The sequence below is a fragment of the uncultured Gardnerella sp. genome, from assembly GCF_947280595.1.
Classification (GTDB): domain Bacteria; phylum Actinomycetota; class Actinomycetes; order Actinomycetales; family Bifidobacteriaceae; genus Bifidobacterium; species Bifidobacterium vaginale_A.
The window spans coordinates 64161-84900 of sequence record NZ_CAMYOS010000002.1 but is presented as its reverse complement, the minus strand read 5'-3'; the positions used below and the strand labels follow the sequence as shown (position 1 = coordinate 84900).

Sequence of the window (20740 nt, the reverse complement as noted above, 5' to 3'; positions counted from 1 at the left end):
GAGGTCTATTGAGATTATTGAGATTTTATAGCGCTTATCCAGATTTTATCTCACTTTATCTCGCTTTTATGCGTGAGTGTGTGATATAAGTACTGTGATATAAGTACTGTGAATTGAAAATGAGGCAAATAATATGGCGAATGAACAATCGCAGAACATGAATCCTGGAGTATTTTCCCTTGCTGGAGCAGTAGACTTAGAGTCAGTTAAGCGCCGCGTTGAAGCTCAAGCTAAGCAAGCTGCTAGGGCAGCGGAATCTTCTTCTGTAAATAATGCTGGATCTGCTCCAAAAGCTGGCGGATACGTTATTGATGTAAATGAGCAATCGTTCCAATCGATGGTTCAAACTTCTGTTAGCTTCCCTATTGTTCTTCTTCTTTGGCAGCATAGCGATGAAAGCTGTTATGAAGTAGCTCAAAAATTAGCTGATGCAGTAAATTCTCTTGATGGTCGTATGCAATTAGCTCGTATTGACGCGGATGAAAGTCCTAATATTGTTCAGGCATTGCGCGCTCGTGAGCTTCCTTCAATATATGGTTTGGTTGGCGGAAGACCAATGCCAATTGTGAATGGTTTACCAAGCGATGAGGAAATGCAACAAATTTGCACAGTAATTTTGCCAAAACTCGTTCAGGTTGCAGAACAATCTGGAGTTGCTGGAACTGCTCCCTTTATAGAGAGTTCAGATGATTCTACTTTAGATGATAGTAATGAAAGTGAAAGTAAGTCTGAGTTTAGTTCTATTGAAAAAGTTCCTCCTGCTCATGAAAAAGCGCATGAGCTTGCAGCACAAGGTGATTATGAGGGTTCTGCTCGCGAATATGCTAAGGTTATGGAAGCTGATCCTCATGATGTTCTTGCTGCTCGTGAGCATGCTAAAGCCTTATTGCTTGCGCGCAACGTGAATACAAATGTTGCTGAAGTTCGTAAATCTGCTGGTGATAATCCTGATGATGTTAATACTCAGCTTGCTGTAGCGGATGTAGATATGATTGATGGCCATATTGAAGATGCTTTTGACAGATTGCTTGATTTTCTAGTTGCTACGCATCGCAATGATTTTGATACTGTTCGCTCTAGAATGCTTGAGTATTTTGCAATGCTTCCAGCGGATGATGAGCGTTTGAAACGTGCTCGCCGTCGTTTGTCTATTTTGCTTTATTGATATATGCGCTTTTAAGTGTTTAATTTGTTTTTAGAAATAATTTTGACTATTAGCGCGATATGTAGAACAAAATATTAGTAAATAAAAAATAAATATGAATTCGATTGTAGTTTTCAATATATTGGAAAAGATTTTGAATCTAAAATCGTAAAGTAAAAATCGTAATCTAAAATCTAAAATCTAAAATCGTAAAGTAAAAATCGAACTCTAACATCTACAAATCGTAAAGTAGAAATCCGAGAAAGTGTAAAGTAAGGTGGAAGATAAAGTGGAAGATAAATTGGAAAGTCAAGTGGATAAGTCGGAAGAATTGAAGGAATTTAGAGATGGTATTTTTGCTCTTAGAACTCGCAGGTTCGGTACAGTAGCAGAAATAATGATTAAGTATCTTTATAACATGTCTGAATCCCATGATTCTGCATTTGATAAATATTCTCAAACAGAAGGACGAGTTGAAGTAAAGTTCTCAACCGTTATGAAAGAAAATGACGATAAAATTCTAGATACAAATGTAATTAGCCAATGTAAAAAAGCAAACCTTGCTAATCGCTCAATGAAAAGTAGTGATGTAGAAAAGGGATTTGCTTTTGATTGCAATATTCAACAAGTAAAAACTAAAGAATTTCAGGTTCTTTATTATGGTCTATTCTTTGCAGATTGCATTCGGATATTTTCAATGACAAAAGATGAGGTTTTAAAGTGCCCTGGATATTCCAATAAGCAACATCGTGGTAATGAAGGAGAAGGGCAGTTCCATTTGAATCAAGGGACTCTACATTACCATATGGAGAATCATCTAAAACGAGTTCTTACGTATGAAGAATTATATGATCTGTTTTCAAAAATAGAAGAATAGCATTTTGGCAGTTTAGTTGATCTGCTATGTAATTTAAATCCGGCAGTTTAGTAGAATTAGGCACTTTATTAAAATCCTGAGCTTTACTCAAGTCCGTCAATTTAGTTTAGTTCTGAGCTTTACTCAAGTACGGAACCTTACTCGAAACTGTGTAACTTTAGTCACAGTGATAATTCTGTTAGTTGTTGCAATTTGAGTCAAAATATCTACTACTTTAGAAAAGAAATTTACTACTTTAGAAAAGAATCGAATTGACTAGAAAAGCTGTTTATTATCTCCTTTTCTGAGTTATTAAGATTATATAATCTCATAACATGCTCTTCGATCTCATTGTAAAGAGTTGTTTTATCTAATGTGCAATGATTTTCTAAGCTTAGTAAATTATCTACAAGCTTCACAATTGTATTTTGTTCCTCGCTTGAAGGTGTTGGGAATGGTATTTCTTCAATATGTGATCTGAGTAATTTTACTGAATTATATTTTTTACGACACCAATAAGTTATTGTTCTAGAATTTAGTATTGCTAAAATATACTTCATGCTAATCCCTGTAACGTGAGGAATTAGTATGTTGGCACTATTTAGAGATAATGTTTGATTTGCATCGTAAGAAAAAACTGGAGCTTCGCATATAAAGCGATAAATTAGCTTTTCTTTTGCGCGATACATTTCAATGGGAGCTACTTGTTGAAATGTGTTCGGAACGAAATGGATGTAGCTATCGCTATTGTCAAAATAATATTTATGTAGATTGCTTCCTTTAAGTATCATCTCATTTTGTGGGTTTTTTGTATTAGAAATATATTTTTTATTTGCTCCAGTAACAATGCCTAATGCAAAGTCAGCTTGATTTTTCAGTGTAAATCCGTTTTTTACGTTAGTAAGTTTTTCTAAGCAATCAACATCTTCGTCAGAAAGGTCAAAATTCCAATATTCTTCTGATAGATCACGGTTCTTATTTATTGTGAATCTTAAATTGTTCGTTTCAATATTGCAGCCTATAGTACTTCCTTCGCCATCCTTTTTTAAGACAATAAGTATGCAAGGGCAGGCTACTCCTGTAAAAGGATTGCCAATATAGCTAACAAATTTTATAGAAGATGTATTTTTTATGAAACATCTTATTTTTTGATGTGCTTTTACATTTAAGATGGCTTCTGGCAAAACATATGCTATTAGCCCATTTTGATTGATAATATTTAAAGATAACTCCATGAATAAGTCATAAGATTCAGAGCCTTTCTTTGATGCTGTTTTGTAACTATTTAGAAGTTTATTAATTTCAGTTTCGGAATAAACATATCCCCAAGGCGGATTGCCAATTACGAGATCATATTTTCTCGTATCTCTATTTAATAGAGAATCAACTTTTCTAATATGTTCATTTAGTGTATTTATATTGTTTATTCCGTTTATACAAAGGTTTAATTTCGCAATAGAAACTGAGATTTCGTCTATATCGTTACCGTATAAACGCTCTATTGACGCACCTCTTTTGAGTGATGCAAGAAGAAAGTTTCCGGTTCCGCAGCATAAATCAATAATATTTCCATTATTGAACTGTGTAGATGCTTTTACTGAATCAAGTAATTTATTTACGATATTTATTGGTGTGAAATAAGAGCCAGTAGATTTTCTATATGAAATGCTGCTAACTGAAATGTATATAAAGCCCAGGAAATCTTGATATGGTATGAAAGTTGGTGTTGGTACGTTCTGATACGTTCCTAATTGCGAGATGTCGATGTTGTGCAATAATTCTCGCAATAGCTTAGATATGCAGTCATTTTTATTTTGTGCTATGAAGACTTGCAATGAAATATATGGAAGTTTTGCTGACTGTAAATAAAGTTTCAAAGCTAAGGTTGCTATAAGAATTCTTATATTTTTTTCGGGATATTGATCTTGATTTGGATCTTGATCTGGATATGTATCGGTATGCAGATCGGTATGTATGGCGGTATATAAAGCAGAATCTTTCTTTACTAGTTCTGAGCCGATTAAGATATTTTTTCCGTCATCTTCAATGTAATCAGCGTAAAGGTTCAGTCCTTTAATAGCCTTCTTATTTCTGCGTTTGGTTAATTTATCAGATTTCCCTGTGATTATATCTGATAAAAGTTTTTCTACTTCGTGTTCTTCGAATAATAATTTTTTGCCTGATGTATTTATTTTCTTAATTCTTCCTAGTTTTACCCAATTTCTTATAGTTGCAGTAGAAACAGATAATTTTTTTGCAGTTTCATTAACGTCCAATGTTTTTTCTGCTTCCAATAAATCTAAAGTTAAATTTTGCTCAGAATTAAACGTATTTAATCCCCTCATTAACTTAATTCCTTTCCTTCTCGATTTGATTTTAGCGTAATGGAAGATTTGCAGTAAAGAGATAATGAGGAATATTTAAGTAAAGTAAAAAAGCCAAGAACATTAGCAAATCGTGAGAAAATTGCTTAATTCTTGGCTTTTAGTAGCGGGGCATGGATTTGAACCATGGACCTCTGGGTTATGAGCCCAGCGAGCTACCGAGCTGCTCCACCCCGCGTCGGCTATTTTTAACAGCTCTATCTACAATAGGTGCAAATTAAGATTTGTCAAGTTTTTGGCGTGTTTCTTTGCAAAAACATACCAAATTATACATAGTCTTATATTTTAATAAACATATGCTTAATAAAATTAAGTGTTTTTCCAATTTTAAAGTCTGCAGTTAGCGCGTGCAGCTTACTTAAGAGTCAAATATTTACCGTGGAGGGGTACGGTTTGTGGCATAGAAGTGAACATATGTGCATGAATAATTTTCAAAAATATAGTGGTAATTTTTACGTGAATTAACCGTATCCTTATAAAAATTTATATATTTTCTTGTATTTTATCGGAAAATAAATAAAAACCATAAGTCTAAAATGTGATAAACTACAGGGAGTATAAGTTATGTACAAAGCACGAGTAGAATCGGAATTCAGAAGCCGTATTTTCGGTTTATGCATGCCGCCTGGCAAAGACGGATTTGCAAAAAGTGCAGCTTGTTTTTATAAGGTGCGTCAAACTAGCAGGAGGCGTCAGTGAGCGGAGTCGTTGGAGGCTTTACCAATGCTATGGTAATAGCGTCAGGTCAGCCAGAGTTGCCTAATATTAAGGATTTTTTGCCTCCAGAAATTTTGTTCCAAGGAACTCCATTTGCAATGAATCGCATTATTTTAGTGCGATTATTGATGATGATCATAATCATGCTTGTATTTGGTATCAGTGCCGCGCGAGCAAGGTTAGTTCCATCTCGTTGGCAGAGTCTAGTTGAAACTCTTATGGATTTTGTGCGATACAACATTGTTTATGAGATGATTGGCGAAGAGCGTGGCAAGCGTTATGTTCCTATGATGTCTACGCTATTTTTAACAATATTCTGCTTTAATTTGTGCGCTGTTATTCCAGGTTTTAATATTGCTGCAACTGCGTCAATTGCTGCTCCATTGGTTTTTGCATTGTGGGTTGTATGTCAATATCTTTATGTTGGTATACGAGAAAAAGGATTTTTGCGCTTCTTCCGTGAAGCGTTATTCCCAGCTGGAGTGCCTTGGCCTATTTACTTCATTCTTTCGCCATTGCAACTTATAGAACTTATAATCGTCAGACCACTTTCTCTTACAATACGTCTGTTTGCAAATATGGTTGCAGGGCATTTGCTAGTTGCTACTTGCTTAGTTTTTACTAATTTTTATGTTGTAGATTCAAGCAATAAACTTCTCGCATTAGGAGGAGTATTGTGGCTTCTTGGCGGAATATTATTTACGGTGTTTGAGATTTTGGTTGCAGGATTGCAGGCGTTTATTTTCACTGTTCTTGCATCGGTTTATGTTTCGGAAAGTTATCCGGAAGAGGAAGAAAAGAACGCGGCTGCTGCTGCCTAAGTTATACAAAATATGAATCGCATAACTTGTATCAAGTTAAATTGCATAAATTTTGAACTGATAACAGTTTAACTACTGTAAGCAGTTTATAAAGAAAGGAATAAAAATGAATACTATCGTTGCTCTCGCAGGTTTGACTGGTAACCTCAGCATTCTTGGATTTGCTATTGCAACTATCGCTCCAGCATTAGGTATGTCTTTTGTAGTATCTAAGGCTATGGAATCCACAGCTCGTCAGCCAGCGGTTGGCAATCGTGTGCAGTTGTTCATGTTCGTAGGCTTGGCCTTCATTGAGGTTTTGGGCTTGCTCGGATTCGTTTCATACATCATGGGTATGAACGCCTGAGTAAAGACTTTATGTGTAGACGTGAAAACGTCATAGGTAATAAAAAAGAAAGGACAAGCCATGGCTTTTGCAGCCGGAGATAGTAAATTGGCATTGTTCTTGCCTGAAGCTTACGATCTCGTGTGGTCGCTCATCATTTTGGTGATTCTTGCAGTATTCTTCTACAAGTTTGTTATGCCAAAGTTCCAAGCAATTTTCGATGAACGTGCAGAAAAAATTGAAGGCGGAATGGCTAAAGCTGCTGAAACACAGCGTGAAGCAGATGAGCTTAAAGAAAATATTGAATCTCAAGTAGCTCAGGCTCAAGCCGATGCTGCTAAAACACGAGAGCAAGCTCGTTCAGAAGCTTCAAAGATTATTGATGAAGCTCGCCAGCGTGCTGAACATGATGCTGCGAAGATTATTAGTGAAGCGCAGCGTTCTATTGAAGCTCAGCATAAGCATGCTATGTCTAGTCTTCAAGGAGAGGTTTCAGTATTGGCCGCTGCCTTGGCAGGCAAGATTCTTGCATCGAAGTTGGATGATGAAAAAGTGAGCGCACAAGTTCTCGACCACGTCATTGATGAAGTTGAGAATACAGAAAATTCAGATCATGAATAGTGGGAGGTAAAGGATGCAGGCAAAAGCATCGCGAGTGAGTGAGAGCTTATCTCGTACTTCGCTTGTGCAAGCCATTACGGACGCGCACGACGAGGCACAGCGTATTGCCGACGAGTTGTCTTTGTTAGTAGACACTCTTAATCAGTATCCTGAGCTTTCTGATGCAATTACTGATCCGAATAGATCTTCTGAAGATAAATCTCGTCTTATTGACGATCTTATAGGAGATAAAGCGCATCCAGTTGTGTTACGCATCATGCATTACTTAGTTGGTACATGGCATGGCGGAGAAGATACCGGTAAGAAAGGTAGCTTTGGTGGTGCATGGTCTGGTTTCGAGCGTGAAGCTGGAGAAACATTAGTGACAGTAACCACAGCACAGCCTCTTAGCGAGAAACAAATCAAGCGATTGATTGAGATTTACAGTAAGAAATTGGGTCACCGTGCTTACATTAACCCAATTGTAGATCCTAATGTGCTTGGTGGTATGCGCATTTGCATCGGAGATAAAGTAACTGATCGTACCATGTTGATGCAGCTGAAACAATTACAGCGTTCAGCGCGCAATGGTGCATGGACTCAGGCAATTAAATAATGCTTGTGGCAAATTTGTGTGATATTCACAATTTGCTGAAAGCCAAAGCTTGGAGCGAATAGCTTCACGCAAGTACATAATGTACATAAGGAGAATTATGGCGGAACTATCTATTGATCCCGCCCTGATCCGCAAGGCTCTAGATGGGTTCGTTGACTCGTATAAGCCAACAGATATGCCAACTCAAGAAGTTGGATATGTTGTTACGGCTGGCGATGGCATTGCTCACGTAGCTGGATTGTCCGGCTGCATGGCGAATGAGTTGCTTACGTTCGAGAACGATACTCTCGGTCTTGCGTTCAATCTTGATGCTCATGAAATTGGCGTAGTTATACTAGGCGATTTTACGGGCATTGAAGAAGGGCAGGAAGTATATCGCACAGGTGAGGTGTTATCCGTACCAGTGGGTGATGCTTACCTTGGTCGTACTGTGGATCCTTTGGGTGCTCCTATTGATGGATTGGGTGCGATTGAGTGCAAAGAGCGTCGTATTCTTGAAGCTCAAGCACCAGATGTGATTCACCGTCACCCTGTTGATGAACCATTGTCAACAGGTTTGAAGGCAATTGATGCTATGACGCCAATAGGACGCGGTCAGCGTCAGCTTATTATTGGTGATCGCCAGACAGGTAAGACTGCAATTGCTATTGATACTATTATCAATCAGCGTGCAAATTGGGAAACTGGAGATCCGAAGAAACAAGTTCGTTGCATCTATGTGGCAATTGGACAAAAGGGTTCAACTATTGCTGCTGTACGTCAGAGCCTTGAAGAAGCAGGAGCTATGAAGTATACAACGATCGTTGCTAGCCCAGCTTCTGATTCTGCAGGTTTTAAGTATATTGCGCCTTACACTGGTTCGGCTATTGGTCAGCATTGGATGTATAACGGCAAACATGTTTTGATTGTATTCGATGATTTGTCGAAGCAAGCAGAAGCATACCGTTCAATTTCCTTGCTTTTGCGCCGTCCACCTGGGCGTGAAGCTTATCCAGGTGATGTTTTCTATCTTCACTCTCGTTTACTTGAACGTTGCGCTAAGCTATCCGATGATTTGGGTGGCGGTTCTATGACAGGTTTGCCGATTATTGAAACAAAGGCAAACGATGTTTCCGCATACATTCCAACCAACGTGATTTCTATTACTGATGGTCAAATCTTCTTGCAGTCTGATTTGTTTAATGCTGGTCAGCGTCCTGCAGTTGATGTCGGTATTTCCGTTTCCCGTGTTGGTGGTGCTGCTCAAGCAAAGGCTTTGAAGAAAGTTTCTGGCATGCTGAAGATCTCCTTGGCTCGCTATAAGTCTTTGGAATCCTTTGCAATGTTTGCTTCAGATTTGGATGCAGCTTCCAAGGCTCAGCTTACTCGTGGTGCTCGTTTGACTGAGTTACTTAAGCAGAAGCAGTTCTCTCCTCGCTCTATGGAGCAAGAGGTTGTTTCTGTATGGGCAGGTACGCATGGCAAGCTTGATGATATTCCTGTAAAAGATGTTTTGCGTTTTGAAAGCGAATTATTAGATTACCTTGATAAAGGAACTGATATTTTGCAAGTAATTCACGATACTGAAGATTTTACTAAGGAAACTGAGTCTAAGCTTGATGCTGCTATTGACGATTTCCGCAGAACATTTAAGACTTCTGCTGGTAAGCCTTTGATCGTGAAGGATTCTTTGCCGCCAGCTGAAAATCCTGCTCCTGTTGAAAAAGAGCAGCTTATAGCTAAGAAGTCTGAAAAGCGTAAATCTGATTCTAACGAGTCTGGGGAGAAGTAGTATATGTCTTCCCAACTTGCATTGAAATCGAGGATTATTTCCACACAGTCTTTGGGTAAAATATTCAAAGCTCAGGAAATGATTGCGTCATCACATATTGCTAAATCTCGCGATATTGCTTTGAACGCAAAGCCATATAGTGATGCGATTTTCGATGCCGTGCAGGCGCTGGTGGCTCATCATGAGGAAAATGTTAAGCATCCTATTTTTGGTAAAACAGGTGGCGGTAATCGTGTTGCTGTGCTTGCGCTAACTTCAGATCGTGGTATGGCTGGTGCTTTTACGTCTTCAATTATTCGAGAGACGGAAGCATTGCTTGCAAAATTAGATTCTGAAGGTAAGCATGCTGATCTATACGTTTACGGACGCCGTGGAGCAACATATTACAAGTATCGTAATAGAGATGTTGCAGGCACTTGGGAAGGTTCTACGGATCATCCTGATGTGACTATTGCAGAAAAAATTTCTGATACTTTAATGGATGCTTATATGAAGCCAGAAAATGATGGTGGAGTTTCTGAACTATATATTGTTTTCACTGAGTTCATCAATATGGTCAGACAAAAGGTGCGTACTTTGCGCATGCTGCCTGTGGAATTAGTTCCATTAAAGGATGGCGAAGAATTTTCTATGCACCGTCCTGATTATGAGGCAGCTTCAGGTCCATCAGCATCACTTTCTTCTACTGGTGCAGTGAACGCTCGTGTAGAAGCAGTAAGTCGTAGTAATCATGATGCAGTTGAATATTGCTTTGAGCCTAGCCCAGACGAAGTTTTGGACGCTGTTTTGCCAAAATATATTCAATCTCGTATTCATGAGTGTCTTTTGACTTCTGCTGCTTCAGAAACTGCAAGTCGCCAGAATGCTATGCATACGGCTACAGATAACGCACGTAATTTGGTTGAAGATTTGACGAGGAAACTTAATGCTTCTCGTCAGGCTTCTATTACGCAGGAACTTACCGAGATTATCGGCAGCGCGGATGCGCTGAATAATGAGGAGGATTAGGAGCAATGGCTGAAAATCAGACCACAGCACCTCCAGAGGCTAAAAAGGAAGTCGACCCAACAGCCGGTCACGTAACGCGTGTACAAGGTTCTGTTATTGATGTTGAGTTTCCTGTCGGCTATCTGCCGGATATTTATAATGCTCTCAAAGTTGATATTGCGACTGTTGGTAACACTGAGGGAGATACTGTTCACGAGATTACTTTGGAAGTTGAACAGCATCTTGGTGATTCTACTGTGCGCGCAGTGGCTTTGAAACCTACGGATGGTTTGGTTCGTGGTGCTTTAGTAAGAGATACAGGCGGCCCTATTTCAGTGCCTGTTGGCGATGTAACTAAAGGCCATGTGTTCGATGTAACTGGCAACATTTTGAATGCTAAGCCAGGTGAGAACATTGAAGTGACTGAGCGTTGGCCAATTCACCGTAACCCACCTGCTTTCGATCAACTTGAGTCTAAGACTCAAATGTTTGAAACAGGTATTAAGGTTATCGATTTGCTTACGCCGTATGTGCAAGGCGGAAAAATTGGTTTGTTCGGCGGTGCTGGCGTTGGTAAAACTGTGTTGATTCAGGAAATGATTCAGCGCGTTGCACAGAATCACGGTGGTGTTTCCGTGTTTGCTGGCGTTGGTGAACGTACTCGTGAAGGTAACGATTTAATCGGCGAAATGGCTGAAGCTGGAGTTTTGGAGAAAACTGCACTTGTCTTCGGTCAGATGGATGAGCCTCCTGGGACTCGTCTTCGCGTGCCTTTAACAGCTTTGACTATGGCTGAGTATTTCCGCGATGTTCAGAATCAGGATGTGTTACTGTTTATTGATAACATCTTCCGCTTTACTCAGGCTGGTTCAGAGGTTTCTACGTTGCTTGGTCGTATGCCTTCCGCAGTGGGTTATCAGCCAAACTTGGCTGATGAAATGGGTGCGTTGCAAGAGCGTATTACTTCTACTCGCGGTCATTCTATTACTTCACTTCAGGCTATTTACGTGCCTGCAGACGATTACACTGATCCTGCACCTGCAACAACCTTCACTCACTTGGATGCAACTACAGAGCTTTCGCGTGATATTGCAGCTAAAGGTATTTACCCTGCTGTAGATCCTTTGGCTTCTACTTCTAGAATTCTTGATCCTCGTTATGTTGGTCAAGCTCATTATGATTGCGCTAATCGTGTGAAAGCTATTTTGCAACGTAATAAGGAGCTGCAAGATATCATCGCTTTGATTGGTATTGATGAGCTTGGTGAGGAAGATAAGACTACTGTGAGCCGTGCTCGTAAAATTGAGCAGTTCCTTGGTCAGAACTTCTATGTTGCTGAAAAGTTCACTGGTCGCCCAGGTTCTTACGTGCCAGCTGATGAAACCATTGAAGCGTTCACTCGCATTTGCGATGGCGTTTATGATGAGATTCCTGAGCAGGCATTCTCCGGTATTGGTGGCATTGATGATCTTGAGCATCGTTGGCACGATATGCAGCAAGAGTTTGGTGCGTGATTATGGTAGATAAGCAAGTAAAAACGCTGCGCGTTAGTGTAGTGGCAGCTAGGCATCCTGTGTGGGAAGGTGAAGCTAAGTTTGTGGTTATTCCTTCTGTGAATGGCTCGATGGGTATACTTCCTGGACATGAGGCTGTGCTTGCGTTAATTGATCACGGTTTAGTGAAAGTTGACGATTTAAAAGGCGAACGTCATGTTTTTAATGTGACTGACGGCTTCTTCTCCGTTGACTCTGATCATATTACGATTGCAGTGGAGCATAGTTGCAATGTTGATAAAGATGGTAATGTGCTTCCGAATGCTAATGTGATTTAGGCTTTTTCAAAGCGAAAGCCGGTACGAAAACAGGAGTTTGGACTATTCCAAGCTCCTGTTTTTTATTTTGTTGTTGTCTTTGTTGTTGTCTTTGTTGGTTTATTTTGGGTTATTTTGCCGGTTTCTCTATAGTTGGAATGTTATTTTTGGTGTGGGCGTAATGGCTAGATTTTGGGGAAGTAATCCTATTTTTTACGTTGAATATTGTTAATTTTGGCTACGGGGGGGGTACTCTTTTTACTAAGTGTTGATTCATTCTGGTTTTAATTTCATTGTTTTACTAGTTTGTTTCGTCTTATAGTATTTGCGCTTTTGCGCGAGAGAAGAAAGGATAAATTATGCTAAATAAGAAAGCGATAGGTGCTTTTGTTGCTGCCGTGACTTTGCTTAGCGGTTTTGCTTTTGCATCGCTTCCTCCAGTTGCTTTTGCTAGCACGAGTGGCGGTGGTAATACTGAGAATAGTGTGCATGATGATAACGATAACATTGTGTTTAAAAATCAAGATTTTAAGTACGCTGTGCTTAACTCACTAAAAAGCAGTGGAATTATCAAAAATTCCATTGCTACTGAAGTTACTTATGGTCAAGCTAAACAAGTGAAAAGTTTAGATCTTACAACGTATAAAAGTAATACTAGTACAGATTTTTCAGGTATTGAGAATTTCATAAATCTTGAAAGTCTTAAATTTGATGGTGGCGCCTTCTCTGACGACAGCTTAAAGTCGATTGGGAAACTTACTAAATTGACTAAGCTTAATATCTCTGGTAGTACAATAAGTGGTATTACTAGTCTTGATTCGCTTAAGAGTCTTACTAAATTACAAGAGTTGACTATAGATATTTATCTTGGTACTACAACTTCAGTATCTGATCTTTCTCCTTTGAAGGATCTTACGAAATTAACTAAATTACGTATTCCAACTAAGAGCGTTACTAGTCTTGATCCTATTAAGAGTCTTACTAAATTACAAGAGTTATACTTACAAGATGGAAATGGTCGGTGTAAGATCTCTGATATTTCGAAGTTGACTAATTTTAAAGATCTTGAAGATTTAAATATCGGTGTAACTAAGAGTGTTACTAGTCTTGAGCCTTTGAAGGATCTTACTAAATTAAAGAATGTAGAGGTATGGGGAAGTAAGTTCTCAGATCTTTCACCTTTAAGTGAAAAGAATTTAGACGAATTGCATATTAGTGAATATACTGGTAGTGATTCTAGTGTAATTTCTAGTTTTACGAACTTAAGCTTTTTAGAGCTAGGTCGTGCTGAAAATATCAAAGATTTTTCTTTCGTGAGTAAGTTTACTAAATTAAAGAGATTGTTTTTATCTGAGTCTTACGTGTCTAGTCTTGAGCCTTTGAAGAATCTTACGAACTTAACAGAGTTGGATATATCTGGTGATTTTTCGAATCTTACGCCTTTGCATGCTCTCACGAACTTAACAAGGTTGGGTGCGCGCGGTGATTTTTCGGATCTTACGCCTTTGAAAGATCTTACTAAATTACGAACTTTGACCCTAAGCTCTGACAATCTTTCAGATCTTTCACCTATTAAGAATTTAAGCGTTCTGAACTTTATTTACCTAACTGCATGTAGTTTAAAGAATATAGCTCCATTAAGTAATCTTAAGACTCTTTCATGGGTGTCTATAGGTTGTTGCAATAGTATTGAAAATTATGCTCCGTTAAAAGACTTATCTAATCTTACTCATTTGTCAGTTAATAGTAGTGCGCAAAACGATGCTAATATAGCAGAGTTGAAGAAGAGTGGTTTGGATATTAGTTATGAGAAGTGTCATCATGTGTGCATCCCTAAGCTTCCTAACACGCGTGGCGGTAGCGGTGATGTTCCTACTCCACGTAGCGATAGTGTTAATGTTTCGAATGTTGAGCAGTCTGCACCTAAAGTCCCTGCTGCTCCTAAGAGTGTGAATGATCTTAAGAATGAAGTTAAGAATAAGATTGTTGTTGGGAATAATAATGTTGCTAACGCTGGCGTGACTAATAGGGTTGTTGTTCATGTTGACAATGAGAGTTTCAATAATGAGTTGAAGCAGAAGGGTTCTGTGCGCGCTTATGCGTTTATATACTCTACTCCTAAGCTTTTGCACGGCGCTGATGGTAGTGATTATGTGACTGTTAAGGCTGGTGCGAACGGTGTTATATCGTTCGATGCTAAGTTCCCTGATGGTTACTCTGGTAAGCATACTGTTGTTCTTGTTGATCAAGAGGGTAATCAGCTTGCTTGGACGAATATTACAGTTAAGAATAATGTTAAGAAGGATACTACTACCAAGAAGGATAGGAAGCATTCTTTGCCGATTACTGGTGTTAATGTTGTTCTAACATTGTTTGTTATGTTAATGTTCGCTACTGCTGGTGGCTTGCTTACTGCTGGTGGCTTGTTGCGTAAGGTTTGCTAGTTAGTATGGTTGCTATAGTTTAGCAACTTGCTGTAGTTTAGCAACTAGTTTAAGGGCTTTTGAACGTGCTCGCATTGTTTTACACATTGTGTTCGCGTTTGAAAGCCCTTTTATTGTTTGTTGTTTAAGTCTTTTTTGGGGGGGATAACCCTCTTTTTTTATTACTTATACCTTTTACTGAATCGACTGGTGTTTGCAAAACAATAATCATGGCATCTTTCATTGAAAGCGTATTCTTTGAAAATAAAATTTACGCATGTCAAACAGATGTAATTTGTGTACGGATTTTTGATTCTCCTGAACTTAATGAGCAATCGAAACTAAAAATCGACACTTAAAGCAGGTAGAATCCGCATGGCGTTACGCCGAAACGAGTGGCTGTATCTTGCCTATGCTGGATTCGTCAAATCGCAGAATGTCGTAGTCGCGTTGAAGGTTGAGCCAGAAATCTGGGGTTGTTCTAAAAGCTTTAGATAGCTTGTATGCCATTGCTACGCTGATTGCGCGTTTGCCGTTTAAGATTTCTCCGATTGCTGTTTGGGATACACCGATAGCGTGAGCAAGTTTGTATGAGCTGATTTTAAGCGGTTCCATAAATTCTTCGCGCAAAATTTCACCTGGAGTGCTCAAGTAGTCATCTGTGGTAGTCGTCGAAGTAGACATCGTAAGCTTCTTTCGTATTGTCGTTCCATTTGAAAATTAGTCTGTATTGTTTATTTACTCTGATGCTCCAGTATCCAAGTAGATTGCCTTTGAGTGGCTCAAGCTGATTTCCTGGCGGTGCTTTAAGGTCTTGCAAATTGTATGCAGCCTTTAGTATCTGTAGCTTTCTCTTTAGGATTTTTTCTAATCCTGTGGGATAACCTTTTGGGTATGGACCGCCGTATAGGTAATCATTAAGTTCCTTTTCTCTTGTCTCCATAAAACTATGGTAACGTATTGCGTTACTAACGTCAAGCGTTAGTGTTGCTTGAATAGTGAACGTGTGATGTTGCCGATGCTGGATTCGTTAAATTTCGAATCTTTACTTTTGCGTGCGTAAAATCGCAATTATCTTTACTTTTGATGTTGATTATGGGAAAATAAGTAAAGATTTTAGTGCGTTAGTATTTAGATTCGTAATAATTCATCTCCATAAAGCAAGGCAAGAGGCAGAAAGAGAAGCGTTAAAAATGTATGATTACACGGGATTGAACAACATGCTGCGTGAAAAAGGCGTTAAAAAATCGCAGTTAGCAGCCGAGTTGCATATTTCTTCTCGTACGATTGCAAAAATCTCAAAAGGTGAAAAACTATCAAATTTAGTAATCGCGAAGATTAGCAACTATTTACAATGTAATCCGAGTGAATTGTATTGCGTAATCTCAAGTAACCCTATTCTGCAAAGGCTGAGGGAAGAAAAGGCGTATCGTATTCCAGGCGGAATTTATCACGAGCTTCAAATTCGTATGACGTACAACTCGAATCATATTGAAGGAAGCCAGCTGAGTGAAGATCAAACTAGGCGAATTTTTGAAACTAATACTATTGATTCCGAAGAAAAAGCGGATGGTGTAGTTGATGGCGCGGATTCAAGTGTTGGCGTAGTAGAGAACACAAGTATTAAGGTTGACGACATTGTTGAAACAGTGAATCATTTTCGCGCGATTGATTACTGTATTGACGTTGCTGAAGAGCCTCTTAGTGAAGACATGATTAAGCATTTACATTTGTTGCTTAAACGTGGAACCAGTGATGAGCTTCTACCTTGGTTTCGTGTGGGTGATTACAAGTTGCGCGCGAATGTTGTAGGCGGTGTGCAAACTTGCGATCCGAAAAAAGTGCATGAGGAGATTAGCAAGTTGTTGGCAGAATACCTTGCTAAAACTTATTTGCAGCTAGAAGATATAGTTGATTTTCATTACAGATTTGAGCGGATACACCCATTTCAGGATGGTAATGGTAGAGTTGGGCGTTTGATTGCTTTTAAGGAATGCTTAAAGCATAATATTGTGCCGTTTATTATTGAGGATCAAAAGAAATATTACTATTATCGCGGTCTCAAAGAATACAGTAATGAGCGAGGGTTCCTAGTTGAAACTTGCTATGATGGTCAAGATACGTTCCGCGCGCTATTGAAGCTTTTTGGGTTGTAACGCGTTCTGTTTATTGCGTTTTGAGGCTCGTGTGAATATCACCTCACTTCGCAAAATTAAAAAATTTTCAAATTTGCGAAGTGGGATTTGCTTGGCATTAAAACGCGTAAATCATGTTACGCCGAAACAAGTGGCTTGACGTTTGTTTTTGCAGAAATGTTTTTCTATAGTGCGTTTTTGCGAAAATGTCGGTATGAATGAATATTTTTTGCGTGCTATGCCGCTGTTTTGCAAAAATGTCGGTATAGACGAATGTTTTTGCTCTCTATGCCTTCATTTTGGGAAAATGTCGGTATAGAATAGACTTTTACATTAGCTATGTGATCAATTTGTAATAAATGCGTTATTTGTGTATAAGCCAAATGGCGCAAACAAAATGGCGCAAACAAAAATATTTCAAGCCAATACTACAAAATCTTTAATAACGTAAACGCAATAATGTAAATGGAGTCGCATTATGGATTACAAAACAATACGCAAGATAGTTGCAATGTCTAAAAGTAATGCAAAACCTTGTGATATTGCGGAAGAAGAATATCGATTGCGCATTGATAATCCTGCTACGTATCGTTCCGGAATCGTATTTGATAGTCATGAAATTTTTGCAACGTGCGTAACGGATCTTGTAATGCACATGAATGATATTTCGTATGCTGAAAAAGCGGTTGAAAAAGCGTGGGGCAGATTACCACGGTTTGCTCAGCGCGAGTATTTAATGCAACTTATTGCAAAAGAAGTGCAAAATACCAACATTATTGAAGGCGTTCATAGTACAAGAAAAGAGCTTTCCAAAGCACTTGATGCTGCGAGCGAGCAGAACAAGCATACGCGTTTTAGTGAATTTACTAAGCTTTTTCTTGAGCTTGCAGATTCTAAAGAAAAGTCTGTTGCGGAATCTGTTGCGGATTTGAATGTAGAGTCAGTTGCGGATTCAAAGGAGAGTAGCACTTCAATTCCGCAAACATTGCAAGATATACGAAAAATCTACAACAGTATTATGCAGGGTGAATTAGAATCAGGCGATATTCCAGATGGTGAGATTTTTAGGAAGAAAAAAGTAAGTATTCGTGATGGTGCAAATAATGTAGTGCACGATGGCGATGCAACGGAAGCGGAAATTCAAAATCATTTAACGCAGATGTTGAGTTTGATGAATAGCAACGAAGTTCCAACTCTTATTAAAGCGTGCATGTGCCACTATGCTTTTGAGAGTGTGCATCCGTTTTACGATGGAAACGGCAGAACTGGGCGGTTTTTGCTTGCTTTGCAATTGCATGAGCAGCTTTCGATGCCAACAATTTTGAGCTTAAGCTCTATAATTTATGCAGAAAAATCTGGATACTATTCTGCTTTTTCTAAAGCGCAGGAACTGTTTAATTGTAATGATTTAACTATGTTCTGCTGTACGATGTTGGAATATATTGAAAAAGCGCAGATTGAAGTATTTGACAATATTAGTGTGCAATTAAAACAGATTATTTACTGCATGGATAAGCTATTCGAGTTCTCCAAGAAAACAGCGATTTCTAAAGTGCAGTACGAAGTTATGACTATTTTGTTGCAAAATAAGCTTTTTTCGTATAATCCATCTCCGATGACTCGCAAGCAATTAAGCGAATATGTTGGAAACGCAATTGGTGAGCAGATTGGTGAGAGAAAGATTGTGAGCGCGCTTAATGGTTTGATTGAGCTTGAAATGGTTGATTCTATTGGTGAACGCCCTCTTCGGTATGAGCTTTCTAAAAAAGCGAATGAAATGTTTGTTTGAAAAGCTATGTTTGAGAATGTTAATGCTAAAACATGCGATTTTCAAATGTTTTATAGTTAAGTGTTTTTATAGTTATGGACTTAATAGTAGTTAGGGATCTAATAATTAAGTGCTTAATAATTAGGGGTTTATAGTTAGATGCTTAATAGTTAAGTGTTTAATAATTAAGGGCTTTATCAAGTTTATACACAAGACAAAGCCCTTAAGTAATATTCAATTATTATTAACTTATATCTATCTACTTTACAGTTCTAACTGCAACTTCTTAGGATATAAATCAGTCGTTTTTCACGGTTTCTGCAACGCGTGGCCACAATGTAGTACCCCAGTTCTTGATTGTGCGCTGACGAACGAGCGGCAAATCGGAACGGTTGTACACGGTGCGCCATGGTTCCCAGAGCAAGCCGGTTTTCTCTACAAGCTTGATTCTAAGATTGCGTACATTGCCCTTGAACTGAATAGTGGTGTTGAAGTGAGCAGTACGATACTTTCCGTTGCCTTCCCAAGCGCGTGAACGCACGTACGGTGTGCCGTCAACTTCAGTTCCATATTCGTCCCAGTAGATGTAATAGCGAGCTACGTAAGCTCCACGGTGATCTAATGTAAGATAACCATCGCGGTAAGAGGAAACTTTCGTTTCAATGTAGTCACTGTTGGATTGGAGTGTAGCTACTTCGTTATCTTTTACGAAAGAAGTAGTGTATGCAATTGGCACTGCTGGGCTAGATGTGCTCAGGTTTGCACCTTCCTGAATCAAAGCCTTAAGTGTATCAATGTTTCCAGTGATAACCTTAGCTGCGCCGTCTGCGCTACCTCCAAGAATTACTGCAGTTACAGAAGTCTTTTGAAGAATGCGATGGAATTCAGTATTTGGCTTAATTTCAACGCCCTTAATAGCAGCTTCTACTGCAGCTTGGAAGTCAGTGCTCTTGCTGCGAGTGTCAAACTTTACGTACATTGAACGACCGTAAGCAACGTTAGAAACGTATACTGGTGGATGCTTCTCGTCAATACCGCGTCTCTTTAAGCTTTCTGCGCTTGTGCATGGTGCGAAGAAATCAGATGGGCTATCTGGAGCATCTACGCTTACGTTGTAGTAAGTTTGCTTGAAGTTTACAATTTGAGTTTGCTTTTCACCTTTGTGTACAGCATCAAAATCAATCTTCAGAGGTACGCCGATCTTTGCGAAATCAGCACCGAACTTTGCTTTAAGTTGATTCATGCTTTGTGCGCTTGCAGAGTCATATTGCATTTTTGCTGCAACTTGATGGCTTGCTGCGTATTGAGCATTCCACTTATATACAAGGTCGTTTACTGCTGAAGTCACAGTGCTCTTGGTTGGGCGCTTTACTGTTGCAACGCTTTCTCCGTCATGGAATCCTGGCAAATCAACGCTTAAGGTCAATGGGCCACGATTTGCTGAGATTAAGGTTGGCACGTTGTCCATCAAATTCTGGTCAGCGCGGAATAAAGCACCTGGGTATACGCGAGCATTATTTGCAGAAGTCACCGACAAATTAGAAGTAGTATTTGTGATGTTCTTCTTTTGATGTTCAACAACAACAAATTCTCCGCCTTTGTCGAAGCTATCGCTTGAGAATTTATTGTCAATTGACTCACCGTGACGCGCTAGAATATTAGTTTTATCGTATTTCAGATCCCAAAGGTAATCATTCAAGGCGTCTTTTTTGACTGCGCAAGAATCATTTTCTGGTGTCTCGGCTGGAGCTGCCATTGCTGGAAGAGCCAAACCCTGTGGGATAATTGTTGCTCCTGCGAGCAACATCATCGCTACACTGCGATAGAACTTTGAGTTCACCATATTCGAACCTTCGTTAGATTGTAGATAATTGGTTTTGAAACATTTGTCAATTTCGCTTCTTTGCTTTTGGCATAGTTTTTAATGTGCAATTCACAAATATTTCATTTTGTATATTATGCTATTTATTCATTTGTTACAACTCTTATTGCAGAAAATTTCTTTTTAACTAAAGTTTATATTTTAAAACGTTGATAAATGAATTATTTTGCGTTATTTATATTGTCGTTATTGGCGTGTTGACAGTCGTATTTAGATATTTTGCTAAAGATTAACAACAAATGTTGATAATTTTAAACATTTGCTTAGAAAACATTCCGATTTTACTTTTCGCAATATTTAATTCAGCTTAATTCAATCTATTAAAATTGCGTATATATTAAATCTATTGAATATTTATTCATAGTCAAATTTTCAATATTTACTTTTTCATTATTTAAATGTTTGTTTTTTATTTGTTATATATACTTTTTCATAATTAGAAACTTAACAAAATAATCATGCTAAATTGCAAAATTGTGTAACGCGTAAATTTTTTGCAAG

General features: G+C 38.7%; 17 protein-coding genes and 1 tRNA gene. 13 read left to right on the top strand and 5 right to left on the bottom strand.

Translation table 11 applies throughout. The features are described 5' to 3' along the window. Nucleotides 1-133: 133 nt before the first annotated feature. Together Q0X59_RS01270 and Q0X59_RS01265 are read left to right on the top strand one after the other, a co-directional pair. Nucleotides 134-1165, top strand: a complete 1032-nt coding sequence (locus Q0X59_RS01270; protein ID WP_297642614.1) for a tetratricopeptide repeat protein — start codon at nucleotides 134-136, stop codon at nucleotides 1163-1165. A gap of 268 nt (nucleotides 1166-1433) precedes the next feature. Beyond that, nucleotides 1434-2021 (top strand): hypothetical protein, encoded by a 588-nt coding sequence (locus tag Q0X59_RS01265; protein ID WP_155642921.1) that lies wholly within the window; start codon nucleotides 1434-1436, stop codon nucleotides 2019-2021. A gap of 230 nt (nucleotides 2022-2251) precedes the next feature. On the opposite strand, the gene Q0X59_RS01260 is transcribed toward Q0X59_RS01265, so the two are convergent. Together Q0X59_RS01260 and Q0X59_RS01255 are read right to left on the bottom strand one after the other, a co-directional pair. Then, a complete protein-coding gene (locus Q0X59_RS01260; RefSeq protein WP_297642612.1) occupies nucleotides 2252-4345 on the bottom strand; it encodes a TaqI-like C-terminal specificity domain-containing protein in 2094 nt (697 codons plus the stop codon). A 143-nt stretch (nucleotides 4346-4488) separates the two neighbouring features. Continuing rightward, a tRNA-Met gene (locus Q0X59_RS01255) sits at nucleotides 4489-4562 on the bottom strand. 550 nt (nucleotides 4563-5112) lie between these two features. Between Q0X59_RS01255 and atpB the strand changes: the two genes are divergently transcribed. The 9 genes from atpB to Q0X59_RS01210 all read left to right on the top strand — a co-directional run bounded on the left by atpB (nucleotide 5113) and on the right by Q0X59_RS01210 (nucleotide 14475). Continuing rightward, nucleotides 5113-5922 (top strand): F0F1 ATP synthase subunit A, encoded by an 810-nt coding sequence (gene atpB, locus Q0X59_RS01250; protein ID WP_296157024.1) that lies wholly within the window; start codon nucleotides 5113-5115, stop codon nucleotides 5920-5922. A 106-nt stretch (nucleotides 5923-6028) separates the two neighbouring features. Next, nucleotides 6029-6268 (top strand): ATP synthase F0 subunit C, encoded by a 240-nt coding sequence (locus Q0X59_RS01245; protein ID WP_075523893.1) that lies wholly within the window; start codon nucleotides 6029-6031, stop codon nucleotides 6266-6268. Between the two features lie 60 nt (nucleotides 6269-6328). Continuing rightward, nucleotides 6329-6868, top strand: coding sequence for a F0F1 ATP synthase subunit B (locus tag Q0X59_RS01240; protein ID WP_075523892.1), 540 nt, complete (start codon nucleotides 6329-6331; stop codon nucleotides 6866-6868). 13 nt (nucleotides 6869-6881) lie between these two features. After that, a complete protein-coding gene (locus tag Q0X59_RS01235; RefSeq protein ID WP_075523891.1) occupies nucleotides 6882-7463 on the top strand; it encodes a F0F1 ATP synthase subunit delta in 582 nt (193 codons plus the stop codon). A gap of 97 nt (nucleotides 7464-7560) precedes the next feature. Next, nucleotides 7561-9234: a F0F1 ATP synthase subunit alpha gene (gene atpA / locus Q0X59_RS01230; protein ID WP_075523890.1), complete on the top strand. Its 1674-nt coding sequence runs from the start codon at nucleotides 7561-7563 to the stop codon at nucleotides 9232-9234. 3 nt (nucleotides 9235-9237) lie between these two features. After that, the gene (locus Q0X59_RS01225) at nucleotides 9238-10242 is read left to right on the top strand and encodes a F0F1 ATP synthase subunit gamma (RefSeq protein WP_297642608.1); all 1005 of its coding nucleotides are present in this window, start codon (nucleotides 9238-9240) and stop codon (nucleotides 10240-10242) included. 5 nt (nucleotides 10243-10247) lie between these two features. Then, nucleotides 10248-11735: a F0F1 ATP synthase subunit beta gene (gene atpD, locus Q0X59_RS01220; protein ID WP_297642606.1), complete on the top strand. Its 1488-nt coding sequence runs from the start codon at nucleotides 10248-10250 to the stop codon at nucleotides 11733-11735. A 2-nt stretch (nucleotides 11736-11737) separates the two neighbouring features. Next, nucleotides 11738-12052, top strand: coding sequence for a F0F1 ATP synthase subunit epsilon (locus Q0X59_RS01215; RefSeq protein WP_075523887.1), 315 nt, complete (start codon nucleotides 11738-11740; stop codon nucleotides 12050-12052). A 338-nt stretch (nucleotides 12053-12390) separates the two neighbouring features. Next, nucleotides 12391-14475, top strand: coding sequence for a leucine-rich repeat domain-containing protein (locus Q0X59_RS01210; RefSeq protein WP_297642603.1), 2085 nt, complete (start codon nucleotides 12391-12393; stop codon nucleotides 14473-14475). 360 nt (nucleotides 14476-14835) lie between these two features. Here Q0X59_RS01210 and Q0X59_RS01205 read toward each other — a convergent pair whose 3' ends face one another. Together Q0X59_RS01205 and Q0X59_RS01200 are read right to left on the bottom strand one after the other, a co-directional pair. Further along, on the bottom strand, nucleotides 14836-15138 hold the full coding sequence (locus Q0X59_RS01205; RefSeq protein ID WP_297642600.1) for a HigA family addiction module antitoxin: 303 nt from the start codon (nucleotides 15136-15138) through the stop codon (nucleotides 14836-14838). Continuing rightward, nucleotides 15110-15397 carry a type II toxin-antitoxin system RelE/ParE family toxin gene (locus Q0X59_RS01200; RefSeq protein ID WP_075523884.1) on the bottom strand — a complete coding sequence of 96 codons (288 nt, stop codon included), beginning with the start codon at nucleotides 15395-15397 and terminating at the stop codon, nucleotides 15110-15112. The genes Q0X59_RS01205 and Q0X59_RS01200 overlap by 29 nt, the downstream gene beginning before the upstream one ends. A 250-nt stretch (nucleotides 15398-15647) precedes the next feature. Here Q0X59_RS01200 and Q0X59_RS01195 point away from each other — a divergent pair, with 250 nt between their 5' ends. Continuing rightward, nucleotides 15648-16610 carry a Fic family protein gene (locus tag Q0X59_RS01195; protein ID WP_103043382.1) on the top strand — a complete coding sequence of 321 codons (963 nt, stop codon included), beginning with the start codon at nucleotides 15648-15650 and terminating at the stop codon, nucleotides 16608-16610. 457 nt (nucleotides 16611-17067) lie between these two features. Next, nucleotides 17068-18378 carry a Fic family protein gene (locus Q0X59_RS01190; protein WP_297642596.1) on the top strand — a complete coding sequence of 437 codons (1311 nt, stop codon included), beginning with the start codon at nucleotides 17068-17070 and terminating at the stop codon, nucleotides 18376-18378. Nucleotides 18379-18655: 277 nt separating this feature from the next. On the opposite strand, the gene Q0X59_RS01185 is transcribed toward Q0X59_RS01190, so the two are convergent. Continuing rightward, entirely contained in the window at nucleotides 18656-20200 is a 1545-nt protein-coding gene (locus Q0X59_RS01185; protein ID WP_297642594.1) for a thiol-activated cytolysin family protein, read from the bottom strand. Nucleotides 20201-20740: the final 540 nt, after the last annotated feature.